Here is a 19,279-nt window from a genome sequence, read left to right on the forward strand (position 1 = left end):
GTAGTCTTCGGTTCAACGCGGGGAACCGGACGCCCCGTGAGAACTCTCAGTTCCAGTCACCTTCCGGTGTCCCGTTGAAGCGCTTCTTCAGCGTCGACCAGCAGTCGATGTAATCGTCTTGAAGCGGCGCTTCCTTTGCGGCGAACCGCGTCAGATGCTGCGGGAAACGCGTCTCGAACATGAAGGACATCGTGTTGTCGAGCTTAATGGGTTCCAGATCCGCGAAGGTCGCCCTCTCGAAGGCCTCGTTGTCCGGACCGTGGGGCAGCATCATGTTGTGCAGGCTCATTCCACCGGGGGCGAAGCCATGGGGCTTGGCGTCATACTCGCCGTATATGTTGCCCATGAGCTCGGACATGACGTTCTTGTGGTACCATGGCGGGCGGAAGGTATCCTCCATCACCGTCCAGCGCTCGCGGAACAGCACGAAATCGATATTGGCTGTGCCCTCGATGCCCGACGGCGCGGTGAGGACGGTAAAGATCGACGGATCGGGGTGGTCGAAGAGGATGGCGCCGATCGGGCAGTAGTTTCGCAGGTCGTACTTCACCGGCGCGTAGTTGCCGTGCCACGCCACCACGTCGAGCGGACTATGGTCGATGTGGGTCTGATGAAACTGGCCCTGCCACTTGATGACCATGCGGGAGGGGGCGTCACGGTCCTCGAAGGCGGCGACGGGGGTCTTGAAATCGCGCCGGTTCGCCATGCAGTTGGCGCCGATGGGCCCGCGGCCAGGCAGGTCGAATTTCTGCCCGTAGTTTTCGCAGACGAAGCCGCGGGCGGGGCCGTCGATCAGTTCGACACGGTAGACGAGGCCGCGCGGAATGATGGCGATCTCCTGCGGTGCAAGATCGATGATCCCGAGTTCGGTGCAGAAGCGCAGCCGGCCCTCCTGCGGGACGATCAGCAGCTCGCTGTCGGCGGAATAGAAATACTCGTCCACCATGGACAGCGTGACGAGGTAGATATGGCTCGCCATGCCCAGCTGGGTGTGGACATCGCCCGCCGTGGTCATGGTACGCATGCCGGTGAGCCAGGTCAGCGGCGCATCGGAATGCGGCACCGGGTCCCAGCGGTACTGACCCAGCGAGATCACGTCCGGATCCACATTCGGCGCTGATTTCCAGTACGGCAACTCGATCTTTTCATAGCGATGCGAGTGCTTGACCGAGGGCCGGATACGATAGCACCAGGTCCGCTCATTCTGATGGCGCGGCGCGGTGAAAGCGGTGCCGGAGAGCTGCTCGCCGTAAAGGCCATAAGCGCATTTCTGCGGCGAGTTCATGCCCTCGGGCAGCGCGCCGGGCAACGCCTCGGTTTCGAAATCATTGCCGAAGCCCGGCATATAGCCTTCGTGCAAGGCACGAGTGCCAGCCGCGCGCGTGAGTCCGGAAATCCCGTTCAGATGGCTCATGGTGATCTCCTCCATTGACCTTCTATTGATAGGTTGATAGTTGCTTTTGTAACTATCAATCGAAAAATTGCGGATCGCGGATGAGAAAATCGGGCGCGGCCGGCTTCGAGCTCTCGGGCTTCACGCCCTACCTGCTGAATCTTGCGGCTGAAACGCAAAGCGAAATTTTCTCAAAGACCTACCGTGAGCGTTACGGCATGTTGAGAACGGAATGGAGGGTGCTGTTCCATCTGGGCCGCTACGGCGAGCTGAGCGCAAAGGAAATTTCCGAACGCGCGCGGATCCACAAGACCAAAGTGTCGCGCGCCGTCCGTGCCCTCGAAGAAAAGCGATTCCTCGAACGCTCCGTCAGTGAGTTGGACCGCCGGGTTGAACGTCTGGTGTTGCGCGCGCCGGGGCGCGAGGCCTTTGCTTATCTCTCGAAGGCCGCCAGCGACTATGAGGCGCATCTGCAAGACCGGCTTGGCACAGAAGACGCCCGGCGCCTGCGCGAGATTCTGAAGCGCCTCGCCGAATGACCAAACGAACGAAAGTCGCAGTTTAACGTCTCGACTGGACTTGGCCACCATCCAATTAATTTTAAGAGTTATCTACCGGGCCCAGGACAGCCCCAATTCGCCTTTCACCTCAAACAGCACAAATCCTGGCCGAAGCGATCGGCGCACGCCAACGGCAACGCCCACGGCAAGCTGCCACTGGCCAAGGAGATCGACGAGTTCGACTTCACCGACACCCCGGTCAACGAGACCCTGGTACGCGACCTGGCCAGCGGCAACTTCCTGCAACAGCAGCGCAACGTCGTACTCATCGGCGGCACCGGAACCGGCAAAACCCATCTCGCCATCGGTGTCGCCCGCGCATGCATCCGGCATTGGGAGCCAGTGTTTGCTGTCAGGCCTCTACCCGGATGTTCGCACCGGCGACGCAGATGGTTCGGCGCTGCTGTTCAACATGGAAAAGCTCTTCGAGAGGGTGCTCGGACTGCGCATCCGGCAAGTCTGTCAGGTGCACGGGGTGCCCGCCAGGAAAGATCACCGAGTTCGCGCTCATGACCGACGAGCGGCCAATCCGGCGCGCCTTCGGACTTCTTCCTGTCGTTGGCGACGATGCTCGCCTTCACGTTAACGGCGGCCCCCCTCAATCTGTTCTTTGCTGTGCGCCATCCGTGGTCCGAATAGGTATCTAGCTATCCAAGCGAACGATCCGCCGGTATCAATCGTCCAATTCGAGGCGTGACAAATCAGGATCCGCAGGAGGCAGGTTCAGTTGCTTCAGTCTGTTCGCGGTCTCACGTTCGATGGGCACCCCCCAATCGGTGAAAAATCGCGTCAGGTCGCGGTCCGCAATCATGCTGCTCCGCAAAACAAAGGCCTGTATCTGCGCAGCCTCATTTTCCAGGGCGTCGTCATCGAGCGGATGCTCGCGATAGTATTTGTGAAGTCTCGGATAGAATTCCTCGCCGAGACCGCGCCGCAATTGATCGAACATGACGAGCCGGATCCAAAGCTCCCTGCGGTCATCCGCGCCGTCACGCATCTGCTCGGCATTGTCGAAATCACGCGTCTTCCGCGCCAGATATTGCTCTGCCTGCTCCAGTGTGGTCTGGCCGGTGTCTTCATCGCGTTCTTGCAGGCGGGTCAGCTCGCCGAAATGTGCTTCGGCGTTGAGGGAATAGATATTGACCGTCGTTTCAACGACATCCTCCCAGGTCCAGTCCCACTGTTGGTATTTGTGACCTGTCTCGTGCCAGATCGACCAGGCATGGCGCAGTTCCTCCGGATCCAGCAGATCGCCAATGGTCTCGCCGGGGAACCCGACAAAATAGTTGCCTGCATACATGTATACGCCGCCTTCAAAGACCTCCGGCGAGGTAACCGTGTCCTGCTGATAATGGAGGCGCAACGGGGACGGTCTGTGCAACTCAGATGAACCGTCGAGTCCCGACACGTCATCATACCAGTCAAGAATCTGTTCGAGAATGTGGAGGGTTTCCGCAGGGTTGCTCTGGTCCAACGTCATATAGTCTTCGCGGGTTACGGTGATGGCGACATGCTTGCTCACCATCTCCACGAATGGCGCAGCATCCCGCTCCTCCAGCATGGCATTCCATTCGTCGAGGGTCGTTTGCCCCTCAATATAAAACGGAATTGAACTGCCGCCGTTCGCTATTTCCACCTCAATCGGGGGCAAAGGGGTCGTGTTGAAGCCGCTGTCCGCATAAAGGAAATAAATCAGTCCATCGCGCTCCGCCGTGAAATCAGTGTTTCCCTCCTCGGCAGTGACCAGTTGCGGGTCATCCTCAGGCATTTCATCCCAGAAACTGTTCATCGGTCCGACCATAATCGTCAGCCCGTCCGGGGAAGACGACAGGCCCTCCACCGTAACCGATACCGCTTCCCCCTCTTCCACGAACACACCGCTTGGCTGATAATCCATCAGCTTCATGCGTCGCAGCCGGTTTGCCTCGCGGGTTGCCGCAGGCATCGGAGCAAGCCGATAGCGTTTGTTCAGATTGTCGAATTGCGATCTCTGTGAAGTCAGTGCTGTGGTTTCGTCTCTATCGCGGAGCGGATAGAGCAACCATTGCGCATTGTCGTCCGTGCTGGCGTCATAGACGATGATCTGGGCATCGTCCGCCAGATCACTGCCGGTCACATTGAGGGTTGTCCCACTATTTCCCAGTTCGATGCCATAGCTGTTCAGGTATGGCTCGAAGCGCCAATTCTTCCTGTTGGCGGATTGCTTGTCTTCCAGGACAACGCTTATATCACCGTTTTCGTTTTCATCTCCTTCGGCGAGGTACGATCCGTATTGTCGGGACCGGATTCGATAGGATTCGCCGCCTGTTTTGTTGCTCGCCCTGGTGATGGTCCACAGTTGCGTGGGATCATTATCGGGTTTTCGGTCGGATTGGCCGAGGACGATTTCTCCCTCGCTGTCCTCAAAGGCCGTGAGCGCCTTGTAGGAGTGTTTCGCAACGATGTAATAATCCCCCTCTGGGATCTCAACGGCCGCCGCGGTCGTTGAGACCGCCATGAGCAAGACGCCGAGCGCCAAGCTTATTCCTTGCATAGTGAATTTCCTCATGCCGTCACCAGCTTAGTTGGCATTTCCGAAATACCGCCTGCGTAGATCCTCGCCTCTCTCGCCATTGATTAGTTGGAGATGTTGCAATGCAATGGGTTGCGTCAGATCGCTATCGTGAGGATAAGCAAGGCCCTGTTTATCCGGGTGAAGACTGTTTCCTGCAACTGCAAGATTACCCTGAAGGAAATATACCAGAATGAATATCGATTTTCCACCTAGAGGCTGTTAGGGATTGGTAAACCATAATTTTTGAAGGTTTGCGGGATGAACAACACTCGCAAGCCTTACCTTTCGGACGTTTCCGACGAAGAATGGGCGCTTGTCGTGCCCTATCTGATCCTTCTGCCCGAAGAGCGCGCAGCGGACACAATCAGTGCGCGAGGTCTTCAACGGCCTGCGCTACGTCGTCAAGACGGGCGCGCCGTGGCGCTGGATGCCCAACGATCTGCCGCCTTGGGAGATCGTCTACCAACAGGTGCAGCGCAGGCTGGAGTTCGCAGGTTGGACGTGCCTAGAGGTCATTTATGCGTTGCCTCAACGTTCGGGAATGAACGATCGAGATGATTCTTGGCGGAAGAGGCGGACCATCGTGCTCCGCCTCGCGTTCGGGGCGATCGCCGCGGGCGAGCCCCCGCCGGTGGAGGCGCTGGGCTTCCTGCTCTCTGATGCAGCTAGGGGGCTTGCCAGGCCTTTTCGATGTCGGCATATTTCGGACCAAGCGCATCTTCGTACGGGATGTCACCGTTCTGGATAATCTGGGCAACAACTCTGTCGGGTCGCATGATTGCCAACCGAGCGCCGATCGGTGAGCCGAAATCATGGAGATAGATCACGAAGCGCTCGACCTTCAACTGCTGCACGAGCTGATCGAGCCACCTGGCGTAGCCGTCAAAGCTGTAGTCGAAATCATCTGGTGTACCGCTATAGCCGAACCCAGGATCCTTGCAAACTGCTCAGGTGTGAACGCTTCGGCTGCCGTCGATGACAACGCGTCGGGTCGATCATGTCGTTTCCAACGCTTTTCTGAAGAAGCGCTTGGCCGACGGCAGGTCCCGCTGTGGGCTGAAATAGAATTCGAACGTGCCGCCGACGCTGTCGATGGCGCGGTAGAGATACCTCCATCGCCCGCGCACCTTGATATAGGTTTCATCGACATGCCACTTGCCGGTGACGGTACGCTTGCGTCGGTTGAAGCGCTCAAGCAGCAAAGGGGAGAAGTGCACAACCCAGCGATGCACGGTCGAATGGTCGACGTTCAAGCCACGCTCGGTCATCATCTCTTCAAGGTCACGTAAGCTGAGATTGTACGCCAGATACCAGCGTACGCACAACAAGATCACTGATTGGTCGAAATGGCGACCTTTGAACATGATGAGCTCCTCAAACTGACGAGCGTTTCATGCCTCCGTTTGCCTTACCGAAAAGTTTGCGACAGAACCCGAGATCAACAGCAGCCTTCTGGAGATCTGGAGGGTATCCGTACCGAGCCAACAGCTTACGGATTTTTATGCGCGTCTTTGCTCGGAGCCTTCTTTCCGGGTCCAATCGTCGCTATTGGTTATGTTCGCCGAACATGTTGCCCGCCGATCCCGGCAGGCACGCATCCGACACCCCGCCATTCGACTTTGCGTGATCGGCGCATCCGCTCTGTAGCTGCCGCCGGCCTGCATGGCGAGGCTCGGCATCAGACTAACTGCGCGGTCCGGCGTTAAGTGCATTCCCGGCATATTGTCTGTGGGGAAGCTGATATGGAGTTGACCGCCCCGCGGGCATCCCTCAGTTTAGTAAGTTGTTGCGAGGGGATAGTGGGCGGAGATTGGCGACTGCGGGAGGGGACGACATGGGAGCGGCTGTCATCAGCCATGCCTGCCCAAAGAGCCGGTGGAATCTGGGGATATGCGTCGCGGTTTTACTCGGTTGCATACTCGTGCCTCTTTCATCCGCATTGGCCAAGGGTGATTCCATCCAGATTTCAATTGGCGAGGCTTCGACCATTCGTGTTGCGAAGGGAAAGCCGCTGACGGTCGAGACGGCGGAGGCGTTCGACGAAATTGTCATCGGTGATCCAGAGGTTGCCACACTCAATCCCCTGACGGACCATTCCTTCTACGTCCTGGGCCAGGGCCTGGGGACGACGGGGATAGCGCTCTACGATGCGCAGAAGAGCCTCATCGGTACGATCGACGTCGAGGTAACCCTCGATATGAAGGTGCTGGCGAATACGATCCGGGACAGCGTGCCGGGATCAAACGTCAAAGTGACTTCAGCCAATGGAAGGATCGTCCTTTCCGGTTCCGCGCCCGATGCCGTGGCGGTCGAAAAAGCAAGCCAGATCGCAGAGCGCTTCGCAGGCGATGAGGAAGTGATCAATACGCTCGAGATCACCTCATCCCAGCAGGTTCAGCTCAATGTGCGCTTCGTGGAGATCAACCGGTCCGTCGGCAAGGAGCTCGGTACCCAAATCAGTGCCGCCTATATGTCCTCCAGCGGCGACATCACCTTCAACAGCGATCCGGCCGCATCCTCGAACGCTCCGGCCGGCTCGCTCATCGGCGGGCTCGTCAGTGACGGCTTTTCAATTGACGTCGCCATCGATGCCCTGGAAGACCGCGGAGTGGCCCGGCGCCTGGCAGAGCCGAACCTGATCGCCCGGTCTGGAGAGACCGCCAGCTTTCTGGCCGGCGGCGAGTTTCCCATTCCGGTCTCGGAGGAAGAAGGCCGCATCACCGTCACCTACAAGAAGTTTGGCGTCGGCCTTGATTTCACGCCCACCGTTCTTTCTGATAGCCTTATCTCGCTCGACATCGAGCCCGAAGTTTCCTCCATAGACACCACCGCCTCCTATCGGGTGGGTGAAATCGCCATTCCCGGCTTCACCGTGCGGCGCGCGCGCACCTCGGTCGACCTGCGCAGCGGCCAGAGCTTCATGATCGCGGGAATCCTGCAAACCCAGAACGAGATCAATACCCAGCGCGTGCCGGGTCTCGGCCGGTTGCCTATTCTAGGTGCACTGTTCTCGTCCAAGGCCTATCAGCGCAGAGAAACCGATCTCGTGATCATCGTTACACCCCATCTCGTGAAACCGATTTCGCCTTCGAACAAGGTGGCGACGCCCGCGGACGACTCGGCTCCGCCACATGACGGGGAGCTGTTCCTGGGCAATATCGAGGAGGTGCGGGCACCAATGCGTGCATCCGCCACGGCAGCTGCCCCGGGTGCAGGACACTTCCTGGAGTTGCAGTGATGTGCGTGACGGTTGAGAAGATGCCCAGCCCGTGTTTCTCAGGGTCCCCGGACCATGTACCGGTCCAAACGGACGACAGGATAGGAGAACGACGCAGAGCGCAGGGAAGATGTGAAATGCGGGTTAGACTCACGCTTGCCTGCGCCCTGCTCCCACTGGCCGGCTGCGCGGCGGACCCGCCGCTGCGCACAGAGGGCGTGAGCTTCGCCGCTGGAGACGCGATCGCCGCCAATACCGTCATGCAGATGGTGGATCCGTGGGATGCCAACGTACGGTACACGGACATCGCCGTCCCTGCCAACCGCGATCCCTACCAGCCGCGGCAGCAAGAACAAGCTCCCGCCGAAAGCTATACGCAGGCCGTCGGGACAACCAACCAATAGCCGCACTGCTGGATCGACGAACATTTTGATGAATGCCGCTTTCAGTGCCCATATCCGCTCACCCTGCACGTTGACCGGGATTAGGAGGGGTATGCACCGGACTGTGCTAATCGCCGGAGCGCTTCTTTCGCTCGCCGGCTGTCAAACCGTGTCGGTGAATGAGGCGTTGGATGTAGCCGGTGCGCCCACGAGCAGCGGCGACATCAGCGAAGGGGATTTGCGCACGGCCAAGGCGCATTTTCGGGAAGGAAATTACGGACTGGCCGAAAAGCACTTCCGCAAGGCGGTGGAGCTGCGCGCGAGCAATGCGGAGGCGTGGCTCGGCCTTGCGGCGACCTATGACAATCTCGGCCGGTTTGAATTCGCCGACCGCGCTTACGCGCAGTTGTTGAAGCTCGTGGGGCGCAAGCCCCGTGTCATCAACAATATGGGCTATTCCTATCTGCTGCGGGGAAATCGCAAACAGGCACGCGAATTGCTTACGGAAGCGAACGCGGCCTTGCCGGGCGATCCGCGGATAGCGGCCAATCTCGCCCTGTTGAACAAGAACTGAGGCCATTCGACGCTTGCAATCGGTCCCTCGGCAGAAGGACCGTGCACGAGGCTCAGGTCACCCGGCCCGGTATCACTCGATGATCGCGATCGACTGTCCGACGATGATCTCGTTCGTTTCGTCCGCGCAGGTTTCCATGGAGGAGTTGCCGGTGAAGGTGACGCGGTCGGCGACGATCTGCAGGCATCCGCCACTCCCGGTGGAATTGCCCGTAAAGTCTATCGCCCCGGTCGGCGTGTATACAGCTCCCTGGAGGCTCCACTCCGTATTGCCAGTTACAACGTGACCCACACCCGCCCCATGGCGGCTTCCAAACAGAAGAATGCCGGCATAGGGCCCGGACGTGGGGGCGGAGAGCGTGATATCCGAGTTTCCGGTGAGGTTCGCCCTTGCCGAATTCGTAAGAAGAAAGGTCACCCCGCTTCCGGTAAGCGACGCCCCCGCGGTCACTTTCAGTTCGCCCCCGTCGATGATGTAGAGGCCGGGCTGAAGCGTGATGTTGCCCTTGATGTCCAGGCCGCCGCAGAAGCGCAGCGCCTTTTCGCCGCTCGGAAGAGTGTCGAAGGAGTAGGTGGAGCTCGAGATGTGGTCCAGTGACCGGCAAGGAAGCTGGTCGATCTGGATCTTATCCGGTTCGATGACGGCAGCGAAAGGGTCGGGAATGGGCGGCGCGGAAGTCACGGGTTGGCTGCATCCGGTCAATGTCAGCCCCGTCGACGTCACCGCGCCGCCGACGGTGTATATGCAGTCGCTCGACATGAGAGCGCTGCCGTTCTTCATCAGGAACGCATCCGCCGCGTTCGAATTCGAGGCGACGCTGCAATTCGAAAGCTGCACGTCGGTCGACCCCGTCACAGTGACGGCCCCCGAGGCCGAGCTTGAAAGTGCAAGCACGCACGCTTTCGAACCACCTTTCAATTCGGCGACGGCGCGGGCAGCGAGCACCAGCGGCTCGCTGGAGAAGACCGAGGAGAAAAGCCGTGCATGCGTCTCGGTCAATTCAACCGTGATCTTGCCGCTGGTTACCGTCGAGCCGGACAGAGGGTCCACCGCGATGGTGCCGATATCGGACTGGTAGCCCGTGCCGCTCGCCGTCCGCAGAGCGGCTGACTCCACCGCAGTCTGGGCATCGCCGGCGCGATAGCGAACGGCGGCCGCATAGACGGCCACGTCCGCCGCATGCTGAAGCTTACGCTGCTTGAGGAACCAGTACCCGGTTTCGGCACCGAGCCCCATCGCGCCGATGACGACGGGGAAGACGATGGCCGCGATGGCGGCCACTGCGCCTTTCTCATCTTTTGACAGGGCGCGGAAGATGCCGGACGGGCGTCGGTGTCTCGGAGTTTGGGAATGCGGACTCATCGCGTTTTCCAGCATTGAAATGATTGTCGCCGATATAGCGTTTCGGCCGGCTATGCTCGATTCAGCCACATAGCCTAGTCCCGCCGGCACGCCGGCACGCGGTGCTAGACCATCAGGCTGAATGGTGTTTCCGCCGATGAGGCATCAAATTACCCGGCAATTGCGGATGACGCGCCATCGGTGACCGATGCCGGCTCCCCGCGCAGACGTTACCGGGAGCCCGAAATGATCTCCAACGCCGCGGCCTGGGCCGCACTTTTCCTTTTCGCCGCCGGCATGACCTACGCCGGCGTGAAGGACGTGGTGACGATGACGATCACGAACCGGCTCGTGCTGTTGCTTGCCGGCGCATATGCGGTGTTCGCGCCTGTCGCAGGCGTTGGGCTCGACGGAATGCTGACGTCCGCGGCCGCCGCGGCGGTGGTGCTTACGGGAACTTTCCTGCTTTTTGCCTTTGGCTGGATCGGCGGCGGCGATGCGAAGCTCGCCGCGGTGGCTGTCCTGTGGCTCGGCGCCGATCAGGCGTTCACTTATCTGCTCTACGTCTCGGTTGCCGGCGCGCTCCTCACTCTGGCACTGATCCAGTTTCGTCGGCTGCCGCTGCCTGCCTTTCTGCAGCGGACGGAATGGACCGGCCGGCTCCACGAGGCATCGTTCGGCGTCCCCTATGGCGTTGCGCTTTCCGCGGCGGCACTCCTGCTCCTGCCCGAGAGCCCGTTCTTTTCAGCCATGATCTAACGAGGCAAAGCGATGTTCCGTATCCTCATTCTCCTTCTGGCGCTGTGCTCCGGCGGTGTCGCCGCATGGCTGGCCATGGGAACGGCCGGACAGCCGACGACGGCCGAGACCAGCGTCTCCGAGCCGCCTTCGTCCCCCGACAAGGAAGTGCTCGTGGCAGCCTCCGATCTTGCGCACGGCGCCGTCCTCAAGGAAGCCGACCTGCGCTGGCAGCCGTGGACGGCAGGCGATGTCCCGGCCGTCTTTATGAGCCGCTCCGCGCGGCCCGACGCGCAGGAAGCGCTCACGGGCTCCCTCGTGCGCGGCGGCTTCGTGGCCGGCGAACCCATACGGGATGACCGGCTGGCGCAGCCGGGTGCCGGCTTCCTGTCCGCCCAGCTTCCCTCGGGAAAGCGGGCGATCGCCGTCCGCGTCACCGCAGAGAGCACCGCGGGAGGCTTCATCCTGCCGAATGACCGCGTGGACCTGATCCATACCGCGGTGACGCCGGAACAATCCGGTGCGGAGCAAGTATCGAGCCGGACCATTCTCTCCAATATCCGCGTTCTTGCGGTCGACCAGACGGCATCGGGGGTGAGCGACGGCGCAGCTGTCGTCGGCAAAACCGCGACTCTCGAAGTGGATCCGCGCCAGATACCCGTGATCACGGCTGCGGAAGCATCGGGCTCCATTTCGCTTGCCCTGCGCGCCGCCTCGGACGAGGGCGAGCCTGCCGAAACCGTCGCGACGAAGAAGCACACCCGAGCCATCCGGATTTTCGGCGGCGACACTCTCAGAACGGTGGAGGTTCCCTCCTCGAACCGTGAAGGCGGCTAGGGGCCGCCGGCATGACACAGACTTCAGTTGGAAACCGGGATATGCACCCCATGAACGCTCCATACGTCCTGCACGCGATTCCCAAAGTCGACATCACCGCCTTCTGCATCTCTCCGGATCTGGCGGAGGCGATATGTACCGGTGCGCTCGACCGGCGGATGGCGCGCGCCAGCGTCTCGATCAAGGAAGGAGGCATGATTCAGGCGGCGTCCTTCTACCGGGGAACGCCATCGCCCAACCTCGTGGTCGTGGAATGCCATGAGGAAAAGCCGAAGCTCATGGAAGAGCTCGAAGCGCTGGCAATGGAGTGCATCGCCGGCACCAAGGTGATCGTGATCGGCTCTTCCAACGACGTGAACCTCTACCGCGAGCTGACAGAGGCGGGCGTGGACGACTACCTTGTCGCGCCTGTCGCGCCGATGGCGTTCGTCGAGGCCGTATCGCGATGCTTTCGCAGCTCGGTCGAGGAAAAGCTGGGGCGCATCATCGCCTTCATCGGCGCCAAGGGCGGCTCCGGCTCCTCGACGATCGCCCACAATGTGGCCGCGGCCATGGTGGACCGGTCGGAGGCGGATGTGCTTGTCGCCGATCTCGACCTGCAGTTCGGCACCGTCGGTCTGAATTTCGACGTCGACTCGCCGCAGGGAATGGCGGACGTGATCGAAGGCGCGAACCGCGTCGACGAGGTTCTCATCAGGCGCATCGCGGTCAAGCACTCCGAACGCTTGCATCTGCTTCCCGTCAATGCCGCCTTCGACCGATCCTTCAACTTGAAGGAAGAAGACATTGACCGGCTGCTGGATGTCGCCAGGTCGAGTTCGTGGCACCTCGTCCTCGACATCCCGCACCTTTGGACCCCATGGACGAAGAAGGCGCTACTGAGCGCAGACGAGATCGTCATCACCGCTACGCCCGATCTGGCCAGCATGCGCAACGCCAAGAATATCATCGAGTACCTGAAGAAGGCGCGGCCGAACGATCCGCCTCCGAGGCTCGTTCTCAATCGCGTGGGCACGCCGAAGATGCCCGAGGTCAAGCTCAAGGATTTTGCCGCGGCGGTTGGCGTGGAGCAATGGGCGACCATCCCCTTCGATGCACAGGCGTTCGGCAAGGCTGCCAACGAAGGCCGCATGGTAACGAAAGTGGCGCGCGGCTCGAAAGCCGCACGGGCACTGAGCGAGCTTGCCTGGCGCGTGAGCGGCCAGCGTGACAAGAGAAGCGGAAAGAAGTTCCGCCTGCAGGCACTCCTCGGGATCTTCAGGCGCCAGCGTAAGCAGGACGGCCTTTCCCTCCGGAAGGGCAAGGCAGCGGAACTGGCTGTCTCCGAAAGCGGTGTCTCCGCCGTCGAATTCGCGCTGGTTGCGCCGGTTCTGGCCTTTTCCCTGGTGGCGATGGCGGATCTGGGGCTTGCGCTGCATGAGCGCATGGCGATGGACTATGCGCTGCGTGCTGGCGCCCAGGCCGCCATGTCCGATCCTGGCGAAGCGGAAGTCTACAAAGTCATGCAGTCGGCGCTCGGACAGGCTGACGCCCCGGCCGCCGTCTCCTTCGACCTGGTCAGTCGCTATTGTGCGTGCCCCGAGGACGCCGACATCTCGCCGGCCGACGCCCCCGCCTGCACGGTGTCCTGCGCGGGGTCGGCATCGCCCTTCGTCTTCTACCGCCTGGAAGCTTCCAAGACCTATGACGCCATGTCCCTGCCGGAGATACTGGCGGATTTCAGGCTGAGCTCGTCCGCGCAGGTCCAGGTACAATGAGACCCATGCGGCGCGTTTCTCGTCATCTTGCAAGATGCCAGTCGGGGGCCGCGGCGGTCGAGTTCGCGATCGTCTGCCTGCCCTTGCTCCTGCTCTGCCTCGGCGTCGTGGAGTTCGGCCGCGCGTTTTTCGTGCGCAACGATCTTGCCTACGCCGCGGACGTCGCAGCGCGCAAGGTGCTGATCGGCCAGATACCCCCCGACGCCTCGGCGAGCGAGATTGCCGTCGGGCTTGAAGACGCGGTCCGGGGCGCTTTCGTCGGAGACACGGAGCTGCTGCAGGTTGCGGTGGGGACCGAAACCGTCGATGGCGCGCTATACCGCACCCTGTCGATCCGTTATCCGTTCACCTTTCTCGTTCCGGGAGTGAGCGACAGTCCGTTCGCCCTCAGCGTCTCAAGGCGCATTCCCGCTGGCTGATGTTCCTACTGCCCGGCCGCGCCGTCGCCCGTGAGACCCTGCCGGACGCCCATCTGAGACGCGGTGGTACTGAAGAATTCCGCGTCGTCGCCGACGGAAAGTACCGGATCGCACCTGCGCACGCACGTGTATGTCTGGCGCTGTTCGCCTTGGTGGACCGTGACGAGTTCCGGCCGCTCGACCACCCACAGCACGGTGTCGATGATCTCTGCGCCATCCGCATCGAGCACGATCAGGTTTGTGGAGCCGGTTGTCCGCCCCGTCAGGATAAGCGTGCGGTCATCGCTCAAGGTGGCGGTGGCAGTCGCCGTGCTGCCCAGAATAACGGTGCCGGCCGGCCGTTCGAGAGCCAGCAGCTCCGCGCGGTCGATGGTGAGCCTTACCAAACCGTCTTCTAAATAGACAGCCTCCTGTGCCGACGGCGGAACCGGCTCGCCCCAGGCCGAAGTGGGCAGAACAATCACCGATGCGGCAAGGGCGAGTGATATCCGGAAATCAGCGCTCATGGCCGGAGTCCTCCTTCAGGCTCTTGTCAGAACGGACGCAAGGGGGCGGGGTTCCCTGCCCCGAGCCGGGCAAGCGAATTAGGCCATGTGGCCGAGGATAGCGCGGAAAGGGTCGGCCATCAGGCTGAATGGAGCGCGAAGGTTAACACGGCTATATCACCGCTTACACAGAGCGTGGGTTCAAAAGCACATGACGGCCCACCTGTGACGCCGATCCTTGATGGTGTCGGCGCAACCCCGCAATCCAGTAAAGGATCGAACCATGAAGAACCTCGTCACCCGCTTCGCCAAGAACGAGTCCGGCGCCACCGCCATCGAATATGGCCTGATCGCCGGCCTGATCGCCGTCGTCATTATCACCGCCGTCGGCCTCGTCGGCACCGACGTAAGCAACACGTTCCAGTCCATTGCCAACAGCCTGAACCCGACCCTGTAAGGGCCTCCAGCTTTTCAGACAACGAAAGTTGGGGGGTGAGAGCCCCCCATTTTTTAGCGCCAGCCACGGAAACGTTTAGGACAAGAGCAATGATTGGCAGAAAATCCGCCGCACAGCTGCAGTCCAGTGAAAGCAAGGCACCCCCGCCTGCGCCGGAGCCCGCGCCTCGTCCGCAAGAAAACGCAGCGCCAGCGCCAGCGCGCATCTTGGCCGACAAGCCGAACCACTATTACGACCTGAAGAAAGAGATCTTCGGCGCGCTCATTGCCGCCATCGACGTCGCCGCCCTGTCGACGATGGAGGAGGTTCAGGCGCGCAAGGAAATCGGTGCGATCGTCAACGACATCGTTGCCGCAAAGAAGGCCGGCCTTTCCCAATCGGAACAGGACGGACTGCTCAACGACATATGCGATGATATTCTCGGTTATGGCCCCCTGGAGCCGCTGCTGAAGCGCGATGACATCGCCGACATCATGGTCAACGGCGCGGACCAGATCTTCATCGAAGTGGGTGGCCATGTCGAGAAGACCGGTATCCGCTTCCGCGACAACGAGCAACTTCTGAACATCTGCCAGAGGATCGTCAGCCAGGTCGGCCGGCGCGTGGACGAGTCGAGCCCCATCTGCGACGCGCGCCTGGCGGACGGCTCGCGCGTCAACGTCATTGCGCCGCCGCTGGCGATCGACGGTCCCAGCCTCACCATCCGCAAGTTCAAAAAGGACAAGCTCACCCTCGACCAGCTGGTAAAATTCGGCTCGATCACGCCGGAGGGTGCGGAAATCCTGAAGATCATCGGGCGCGTGCGCTGCAATGTCGTCATCTCCGGCGGCACAGGCTCGGGCAAGACGACGCTGCTCAACTGCCTGACCAACTATATCGACCGCGACGAGCGCGTCATCACCTGCGAGGATGCAGCCGAGTTGCAGCTCCAGCAGCCGCATGTGGTGCGGCTGGAAACCCGCCCGCCCAACATCGAGGGGCTGGGCGAAATCACCATGCGCAACCTGGTGAAGAACTGCCTGCGCATGCGTCCGGAGCGCATCATCGTCGGCGAGGTGCGCGGGCCGGAGGCCTTCGACCTCCTGCAGGCCATGAACACGGGCCACGACGGCTCGATGGGGACGCTGCATGCGAACTCGCCGCGCGAAGCAATCTCACGTCTGGAGTCCATGATCACGATGGGCGGCTTCGCGCTACCCTCCAAAACCATCCGCGAGATGATCGTTTCCTCGGTGGACGTGATCGTGCAGGCAGCGCGCCTGCGCGACGGCTCACGCCGCATCACCCACATCACCGAAGTGCTGGGTATGGAAGGCGACGTCGTCACCACCCAGGACCTTTTCGTCTACGACATCCTCGGGGAAGACGCCGACGGAAAATTGCTGGGCCGGCATCGCTCCACCGGGATCGGCCGCCCGGCGTTCTGGGATCGCGCCCGCTACTATGGTGAGGAGGCGCGCCTTGCGGCGGCGCTGGACGCCGCGGAAGCGAAGGCTGCAGCCTAGAGGGAACCGCATAATGACGGAGTTGAGCACCCTGCTTGGGCCCACCCTCTTCCCGATGGTGGTGTTCGCCTTTGCAACGCTGAGCGTCGGGGGACTGGCCGCGGCGATGTTCTACCCGCGCCTCGCGCAAGCCAGCCCCTTCAAGCGGCGCTTCCATAGCCTTGCCGCCCTCGGCGCGGGAGAGGATGTCTCCTCGCCGGTGGACGAGGAGCGGGATCGTCGCAAATCCGTGGAAAAGACGCTGCGGGAACTCGAGGAGAAGCAGAAGGCGAAGAGCAGGAAGGCCGGCAAGCCGACACTTGCGGGCAGGATGAGGCAGGCGGGTCTCGGCTGGTCGAAGAAGACCTACTACACCGCCTGCGCCGCTTCGGGCGCGGGATGCTTTCTGCTCTCGGTCGTTCTTGGGGCCGGGATGCTCGTCGCCATCGGCTTCGCCGTGGCGGGAGGGTTGCTTCTGCCGCACGTCTATGTCGGTACACGGCGCAAGCGGCGTCTCAAGAACTTCACCGCCGAATTTCCAAACGCGGTCGACGTCATCGTGCGCGGCTTGAAGTCCGGCCTGCCCATGCCGGACTGCCTGCGGGTGATCGCCGCCGAAACGCCGGAACCCATCAAAAGCGAGTTCGTGTCGATCGTCCAGGACCAGACGCTCGGGATCCCGCTCGACGAGGCGGTGCAGAGGTTGTGGGAACGCGTTCCTCTGCCGGAAGCCAACTTTTTCGCGATCGTCATTGCGCTGCAGAGCCGCACCGGCGGCAGCCTTTCGGAGGCGCTCGGCAACCTCTCCAGGGTGTTGCGGGAACGCAAGAAGATGAGCGCAAAGATCAAGGCGATGAGCTCGGAGGCAAAATCCTCCGCCGGCATCATCGGTGCCCTGCCCTTCCTTGTATCCGCTGCCGTGTATGCGACGAGCCCCGACTACATGTCGCTCTTGTTCACCACCCTGACAGGCAAGATCGTGCTTGTCGGCTGTGCGCTGTGGATGGGCATGGGCATCCTCGTCATGCGCAAGATGATCAACTTCGATTTCTGAGGCAGCACGATGAACTTCGTTTCCAGCATTCCCGATCCCGAGCAACTTTCGGCGATCATGGCGGCCATCGCCGCGTTTTCGGCGGTTCTCGTCGTCTCCTGGCCGTATCTGTTCCGCAACGGCCTCGCCCGGCGCATGGAGAAAGTGGAAAACGAGCGCAAGCTCCTGCGCAAACGCGAGCGCGCGCGGCTCACGGCAGAACGCAAGCCCATGTCGTTGCGCAGCGAACCACGCAAACTGTTCAAGACGATCGTCGAGGGCTTCAACCTCGCCAAACAGGCCGAAGACGGCGAGATCGCAGAGCGGCTGCGGATGGCCGGCTATCGCGGCAGCGCGCCGGTGATCGCGTTCCTTGCCATAAGGCTCATCGCGCCGGTCGTGATATTCGGGATCGCCACGCTGTATTTCCTCTTTCTGCTGAAGCCGGCGGTGCCGCTCTATGCGGGTTTCGGCATTGCGGCCGCCGCCGGGGCACTCGGGTACTTCGTTCCGTCCATCTATGTCAGGAACAGGATCACCAAGCGGCAGAAGGCCATCCGCCGTGCATGGCCGGAAGCGCTCGACCTGCTGCTCATCACCGTGGAATCGGGAATGAGCGTCGAAAGCGCGTTCCGCAAGGTGGCCGAGGAGATCGGCACCCAATCCGCGGAAGTGGCGGAGGAGGTGGCGCTGACGACGGCGGAACTGTCCTACCTGCAGGATCGCCGCCAGGCTTACGAGAATCTCGGCAAGCGGACGGGGGTGGAGGGCGTGCGCGCCGTGGTGACCAGCCTCATCCAGGCGGAGAAATACGGCACTCCCTTGGGGCAGGCCTTGCGTGTCATGGCCCAGGAAAGTCGCGACATGCGCATGAGCGAAGCCGAGAAACGCGCCGCGGCCCTGCCGCCCAAGCTGACGGTACCGATGATCATTTTCTTCCTGCCGGTGCTCTTTGCGGTGATCATCACGCCCGCGGCAATCCAGATCGCCGGCATTCAGTAGCATCGCCGGATGTCAGCAGACTGTAACGCCCGCCAGCCGGGCGATCTCCCCGGGCATGTCGTCCAGGGACACGACCAGATCGACCAGGCCGGAATCAATGGCTGCCTTCGGCATCCCGAAGACGGCCGAGCTCGCCGCATCCTGCGCCATCGCCACACCTCCGGCCGCGCGGATCGTCCTCAGCCCCTCGGTTCCGTCCCTGCCCATCCCGGTCAGCACGACGGCCAGGCATTCGCTGCCGAATGCATCAGCCATCGACGAGAAGAGATAGCTTCCCGAGGGCAGGAATCCATCGACCGGAAGATCGTCCAGCACGTGGATCCGCTTCTTGCTGCTCAGGCCCATCTGATGGCCATCCGGTGCGAAATAGACCGTCGCCGGTGCAAGGAGATCGCCATCTGCCGCGACCTTCACCTTGAGCGCCGACCCCATGTCGAGGGAAGCGGCGATCGCATCGATATGCCCGACTGCGATGTGCTGGACCGCGAGGATCGGCACGGGGAAATCGGGCGGTAGTCTCTTCAGGATCGTCTTAATGGCCGCAAGCCCGCCGGTCGACGCCACGACCGCCATGATCCGGATGGACCTGCCGCCTGTCTTTCGCGCGGCGAGCGGGCCGCTTGGGGTGCGCCAGCGCCTCACCACCTTCACCTGGGACATGGCTGCGAGGCTGGACAGGAACTTCCGCACCGACGGTTCGTCTATTTGTCCTTCGATCTCCAAAGGTGCGGGAATGATCGCGAGCGCTCCCGAAGCCAGCGCTTCGACCGCGAGGCGCGCCAGGTCGGGATCGGAAACGGGAAAGGCCATGACGATCGGCAAGGGAGCCTCGATCATGATCTCCTTCACCACGTCCGCACCTGCCCTGTCGCCCAGCTTCGGCTCGACAATGGCGATGTCCGGCTTGAGCCGCTTCGCCCCGTCGATCGCTTCCTGCTGGCTTTCGGCCACGCCGATCAGTTCCACCTCACCGCCAAATCCGCCCGTCCGCCTGATAAGCGACGGCAGATCGGTGCTCTTTGCCACGAGGAAGAGGCGAAGCATG

Annotated in this window: 17 protein-coding genes and 4 pseudogenes; 14 read left to right on the forward strand and 7 right to left on the reverse strand. The window is 61.6% G+C overall.

What is annotated here, in order from left to right; translation table 11 throughout:
- Nucleotides 1-46 precede the first annotated feature (46 nt).
- The gene (gene hmgA, locus ACFP9U_RS04665; protein WP_378619407.1) at nt 47-1,414 is read right to left on the reverse strand and encodes a homogentisate 1,2-dioxygenase; all 1,368 of its coding nucleotides are present in this window, start codon (nt 1,412-1,414) and stop codon (nt 47-49) included.
- A gap of 80 nt (nt 1,415-1,494) precedes the next feature.
- Here hmgA and ACFP9U_RS04670 point away from each other — a divergent pair, with 80 nt between their 5' ends.
- Nucleotides 1,495-1,932 carry a MarR family winged helix-turn-helix transcriptional regulator gene (locus ACFP9U_RS04670; protein WP_378619409.1) on the forward strand — a complete coding sequence of 146 codons (438 nt, stop codon included), beginning with the start codon at nt 1,495-1,497 and terminating at the stop codon, nt 1,930-1,932.
- 168 nt (nt 1,933-2,100) lie between these two features.
- A pseudogene (locus ACFP9U_RS04675) lies at nt 2,101-2,283 on the forward strand (ATP-binding protein); the annotation flags it as partial.
- Between the two features lie 343 nt (nt 2,284-2,626).
- On the opposite strand, the gene ACFP9U_RS04680 reads toward ACFP9U_RS04675, so the two are convergent.
- Nucleotides 2,627-4,471, reverse strand: coding sequence for a M60 family metallopeptidase (locus tag ACFP9U_RS04680; protein ID WP_378619410.1), 1,845 nt, complete (start codon nt 4,469-4,471; stop codon nt 2,627-2,629).
- 294 nt (nt 4,472-4,765) lie between these two features.
- On the opposite strand from ACFP9U_RS04680, the pseudogene ACFP9U_RS04685 reads away from it, so the two are divergent.
- A pseudogene (locus ACFP9U_RS04685) lies at nt 4,766-4,991 on the forward strand (transposase); the annotation flags it as partial.
- A 184-nt stretch (nt 4,992-5,175) separates the two neighbouring features.
- Here ACFP9U_RS04685 and ACFP9U_RS04690 read toward each other — a convergent pair.
- Together ACFP9U_RS04690 and ACFP9U_RS04695 are read right to left on the reverse strand one after the other, a co-directional pair.
- A pseudogene (locus tag ACFP9U_RS04690) lies at nt 5,176-5,439 on the reverse strand (alpha/beta fold hydrolase); the annotation flags it as partial.
- A 27-nt stretch (nt 5,440-5,466) separates the two neighbouring features.
- Nucleotides 5,467-5,871 (reverse strand): annotated as a pseudogene (locus ACFP9U_RS04695) (IS6 family transposase); the annotation flags it as partial.
- Nucleotides 5,872-6,341: 470 nt separating this feature from the next.
- On the opposite strand from ACFP9U_RS04695, the gene ACFP9U_RS04700 reads away from it, so the two are divergent.
- The 3 genes from ACFP9U_RS04700 to ACFP9U_RS04710 all read left to right on the forward strand — a co-directional run bounded on the left by ACFP9U_RS04700 (nt 6,342) and on the right by ACFP9U_RS04710 (nt 8,681).
- Nucleotides 6,342-7,745: a type II and III secretion system protein family protein gene (locus ACFP9U_RS04700; RefSeq protein ID WP_378619412.1), complete on the forward strand. Its 1,404-nt coding sequence runs from the start codon at nt 6,342-6,344 to the stop codon at nt 7,743-7,745.
- 116 nt (nt 7,746-7,861) lie between these two features.
- Complete coding sequence (locus ACFP9U_RS04705; RefSeq protein WP_378619413.1) at nt 7,862-8,128, forward strand: hypothetical protein; 267 nt, start codon at nt 7,862-7,864, stop codon at nt 8,126-8,128.
- 91 nt (nt 8,129-8,219) lie between these two features.
- Nucleotides 8,220-8,681 (forward strand): tetratricopeptide repeat protein, encoded by a 462-nt coding sequence (locus ACFP9U_RS04710; RefSeq protein ID WP_378619416.1) that lies wholly within the window; start codon nt 8,220-8,222, stop codon nt 8,679-8,681.
- Between the two features lie 72 nt (nt 8,682-8,753).
- Here ACFP9U_RS04710 and ACFP9U_RS04715 read toward each other — a convergent pair whose 3' ends face one another.
- Nucleotides 8,754-10,064: a pilus assembly protein TadG-related protein gene (locus ACFP9U_RS04715; RefSeq protein ID WP_378619479.1), complete on the reverse strand. Its 1,311-nt coding sequence runs from the start codon at nt 10,062-10,064 to the stop codon at nt 8,754-8,756.
- A gap of 204 nt (nt 10,065-10,268) precedes the next feature.
- Here ACFP9U_RS04715 and ACFP9U_RS04720 point away from each other — a divergent pair, with 204 nt between their 5' ends.
- Genes ACFP9U_RS04720 through ACFP9U_RS04735 form a run of 4 tightly spaced genes read left to right on the forward strand, consistent with a single transcriptional unit; the run spans nt 10,269 to nt 13,773 of the window.
- A complete protein-coding gene (locus ACFP9U_RS04720; RefSeq protein WP_378619418.1) occupies nt 10,269-10,781 on the forward strand; it encodes an A24 family peptidase in 513 nt (170 codons plus the stop codon).
- A 12-nt stretch (nt 10,782-10,793) separates the two neighbouring features.
- Complete coding sequence (gene cpaB / locus ACFP9U_RS04725) at nt 10,794-11,597, forward strand: Flp pilus assembly protein CpaB (RefSeq protein WP_378619419.1); 804 nt, start codon at nt 10,794-10,796, stop codon at nt 11,595-11,597.
- 41 nt (nt 11,598-11,638) lie between these two features.
- Nucleotides 11,639-13,354, forward strand: a complete 1,716-nt coding sequence (locus ACFP9U_RS04730) for an AAA family ATPase (RefSeq protein WP_378619421.1) — start codon at nt 11,639-11,641, stop codon at nt 13,352-13,354.
- Nucleotides 13,351-13,773 (forward strand): TadE/TadG family type IV pilus assembly protein, encoded by a 423-nt coding sequence (locus ACFP9U_RS04735; RefSeq protein WP_378619423.1) that lies wholly within the window; start codon nt 13,351-13,353, stop codon nt 13,771-13,773. Before ACFP9U_RS04730 ends, ACFP9U_RS04735 begins: the two co-directional genes overlap by 4 nt.
- Before the next feature lie 5 nt (nt 13,774-13,778).
- On the opposite strand, the gene ACFP9U_RS04740 is transcribed toward ACFP9U_RS04735, so the two are convergent.
- Nucleotides 13,779-14,279, reverse strand: a complete 501-nt coding sequence (locus ACFP9U_RS04740) for a pilus assembly protein N-terminal domain-containing protein (RefSeq protein ID WP_378619424.1) — start codon at nt 14,277-14,279, stop codon at nt 13,779-13,781.
- Between the two features lie 262 nt (nt 14,280-14,541).
- Here ACFP9U_RS04740 and ACFP9U_RS04745 point away from each other — a divergent pair, with 262 nt between their 5' ends.
- From ACFP9U_RS04745 to ACFP9U_RS04760, 4 genes are all read left to right on the forward strand, one after another.
- Nucleotides 14,542-14,715 carry a Flp family type IVb pilin gene (locus ACFP9U_RS04745; protein WP_378619427.1) on the forward strand — a complete coding sequence of 58 codons (174 nt, stop codon included), beginning with the start codon at nt 14,542-14,544 and terminating at the stop codon, nt 14,713-14,715.
- 89 nt (nt 14,716-14,804) lie between these two features.
- Nucleotides 14,805-16,220: a CpaF family protein gene (locus ACFP9U_RS04750; protein ID WP_378619429.1), complete on the forward strand. Its 1,416-nt coding sequence runs from the start codon at nt 14,805-14,807 to the stop codon at nt 16,218-16,220.
- Nucleotides 16,221-16,233: 13 nt separating this feature from the next.
- Nucleotides 16,234-17,253, forward strand: a complete 1,020-nt coding sequence (locus ACFP9U_RS04755; RefSeq protein ID WP_378619430.1) for a type II secretion system F family protein — start codon at nt 16,234-16,236, stop codon at nt 17,251-17,253.
- Nucleotides 17,254-17,262: 9 nt separating this feature from the next.
- Complete coding sequence (locus tag ACFP9U_RS04760) at nt 17,263-18,234, forward strand: type II secretion system F family protein (protein ID WP_378619432.1); 972 nt, start codon at nt 17,263-17,265, stop codon at nt 18,232-18,234.
- A 12-nt stretch (nt 18,235-18,246) separates the two neighbouring features.
- Here ACFP9U_RS04760 and ACFP9U_RS04765 read toward each other — a convergent pair whose 3' ends face one another.
- Entirely contained in the window at nt 18,247-19,278 is a 1,032-nt protein-coding gene (locus ACFP9U_RS04765; RefSeq protein ID WP_378619433.1) for a chemotaxis protein CheB, read from the reverse strand.
- Between the last annotated feature and the right edge of the window lies 1 nt (nt 19,279).

Origin of the sequence: Nitratireductor sp. GCM10026969 (assembly GCF_042660605.1) — a bacterium.
Classification (GTDB): Bacteria; Pseudomonadota; Alphaproteobacteria; order Rhizobiales; family Rhizobiaceae; genus Chelativorans.

Coding starts and splice junctions, on each gene's coding strand:
- ACFP9U_RS04720 (WP_378619418.1), top strand. CDS start 10,269: ATGATCTCCAACGCCGCGGCCTGGGCCGCACTTTTCCTTTTCGCCGCC.
- ACFP9U_RS04755 (WP_378619430.1), top strand. CDS start 16,234: ATGACGGAGTTGAGCACCCTGCTTGGGCCCACCCTCTTCCCGATGGTG.
- ACFP9U_RS04735 (WP_378619423.1), top strand. CDS start 13,351: ATGAGACCCATGCGGCGCGTTTCTCGTCATCTTGCAAGATGCCAGTCG.
- ACFP9U_RS04670 (WP_378619409.1), top strand. CDS start 1,495: ATGAGAAAATCGGGCGCGGCCGGCTTCGAGCTCTCGGGCTTCACGCCC.
- ACFP9U_RS04710 (WP_378619416.1), top strand. CDS start 8,220: ATGCACCGGACTGTGCTAATCGCCGGAGCGCTTCTTTCGCTCGCCGGC.
- cpaB (WP_378619419.1), top strand. CDS start 10,794: ATGTTCCGTATCCTCATTCTCCTTCTGGCGCTGTGCTCCGGCGGTGTC.
- ACFP9U_RS04745 (WP_378619427.1), top strand. CDS start 14,542: ATGAAGAACCTCGTCACCCGCTTCGCCAAGAACGAGTCCGGCGCCACC.
- ACFP9U_RS04760 (WP_378619432.1), top strand. CDS start 17,263: ATGAACTTCGTTTCCAGCATTCCCGATCCCGAGCAACTTTCGGCGATC.
- ACFP9U_RS04730 (WP_378619421.1), top strand. CDS start 11,639: ATGCACCCCATGAACGCTCCATACGTCCTGCACGCGATTCCCAAAGTC.
- ACFP9U_RS04750 (WP_378619429.1), top strand. CDS start 14,805: ATGATTGGCAGAAAATCCGCCGCACAGCTGCAGTCCAGTGAAAGCAAG.
- ACFP9U_RS04700 (WP_378619412.1), top strand. CDS start 6,342: ATGGGAGCGGCTGTCATCAGCCATGCCTGCCCAAAGAGCCGGTGGAAT.
- ACFP9U_RS04740 (WP_378619424.1), bottom strand. CDS start 14,279: ATGAGCGCTGATTTCCGGATATCACTCGCCCTTGCCGCATCGGTGATT.
- ACFP9U_RS04705 (WP_378619413.1), top strand. CDS start 7,862: ATGCGGGTTAGACTCACGCTTGCCTGCGCCCTGCTCCCACTGGCCGGC.
- hmgA (WP_378619407.1), bottom strand. CDS start 1,414: ATGAGCCATCTGAACGGGATTTCCGGACTCACGCGCGCGGCTGGCACT.
- ACFP9U_RS04765 (WP_378619433.1), bottom strand. CDS start 19,278: ATGCTTCGCCTCTTCCTCGTGGCAAAGAGCACCGATCTGCCGTCGCTT.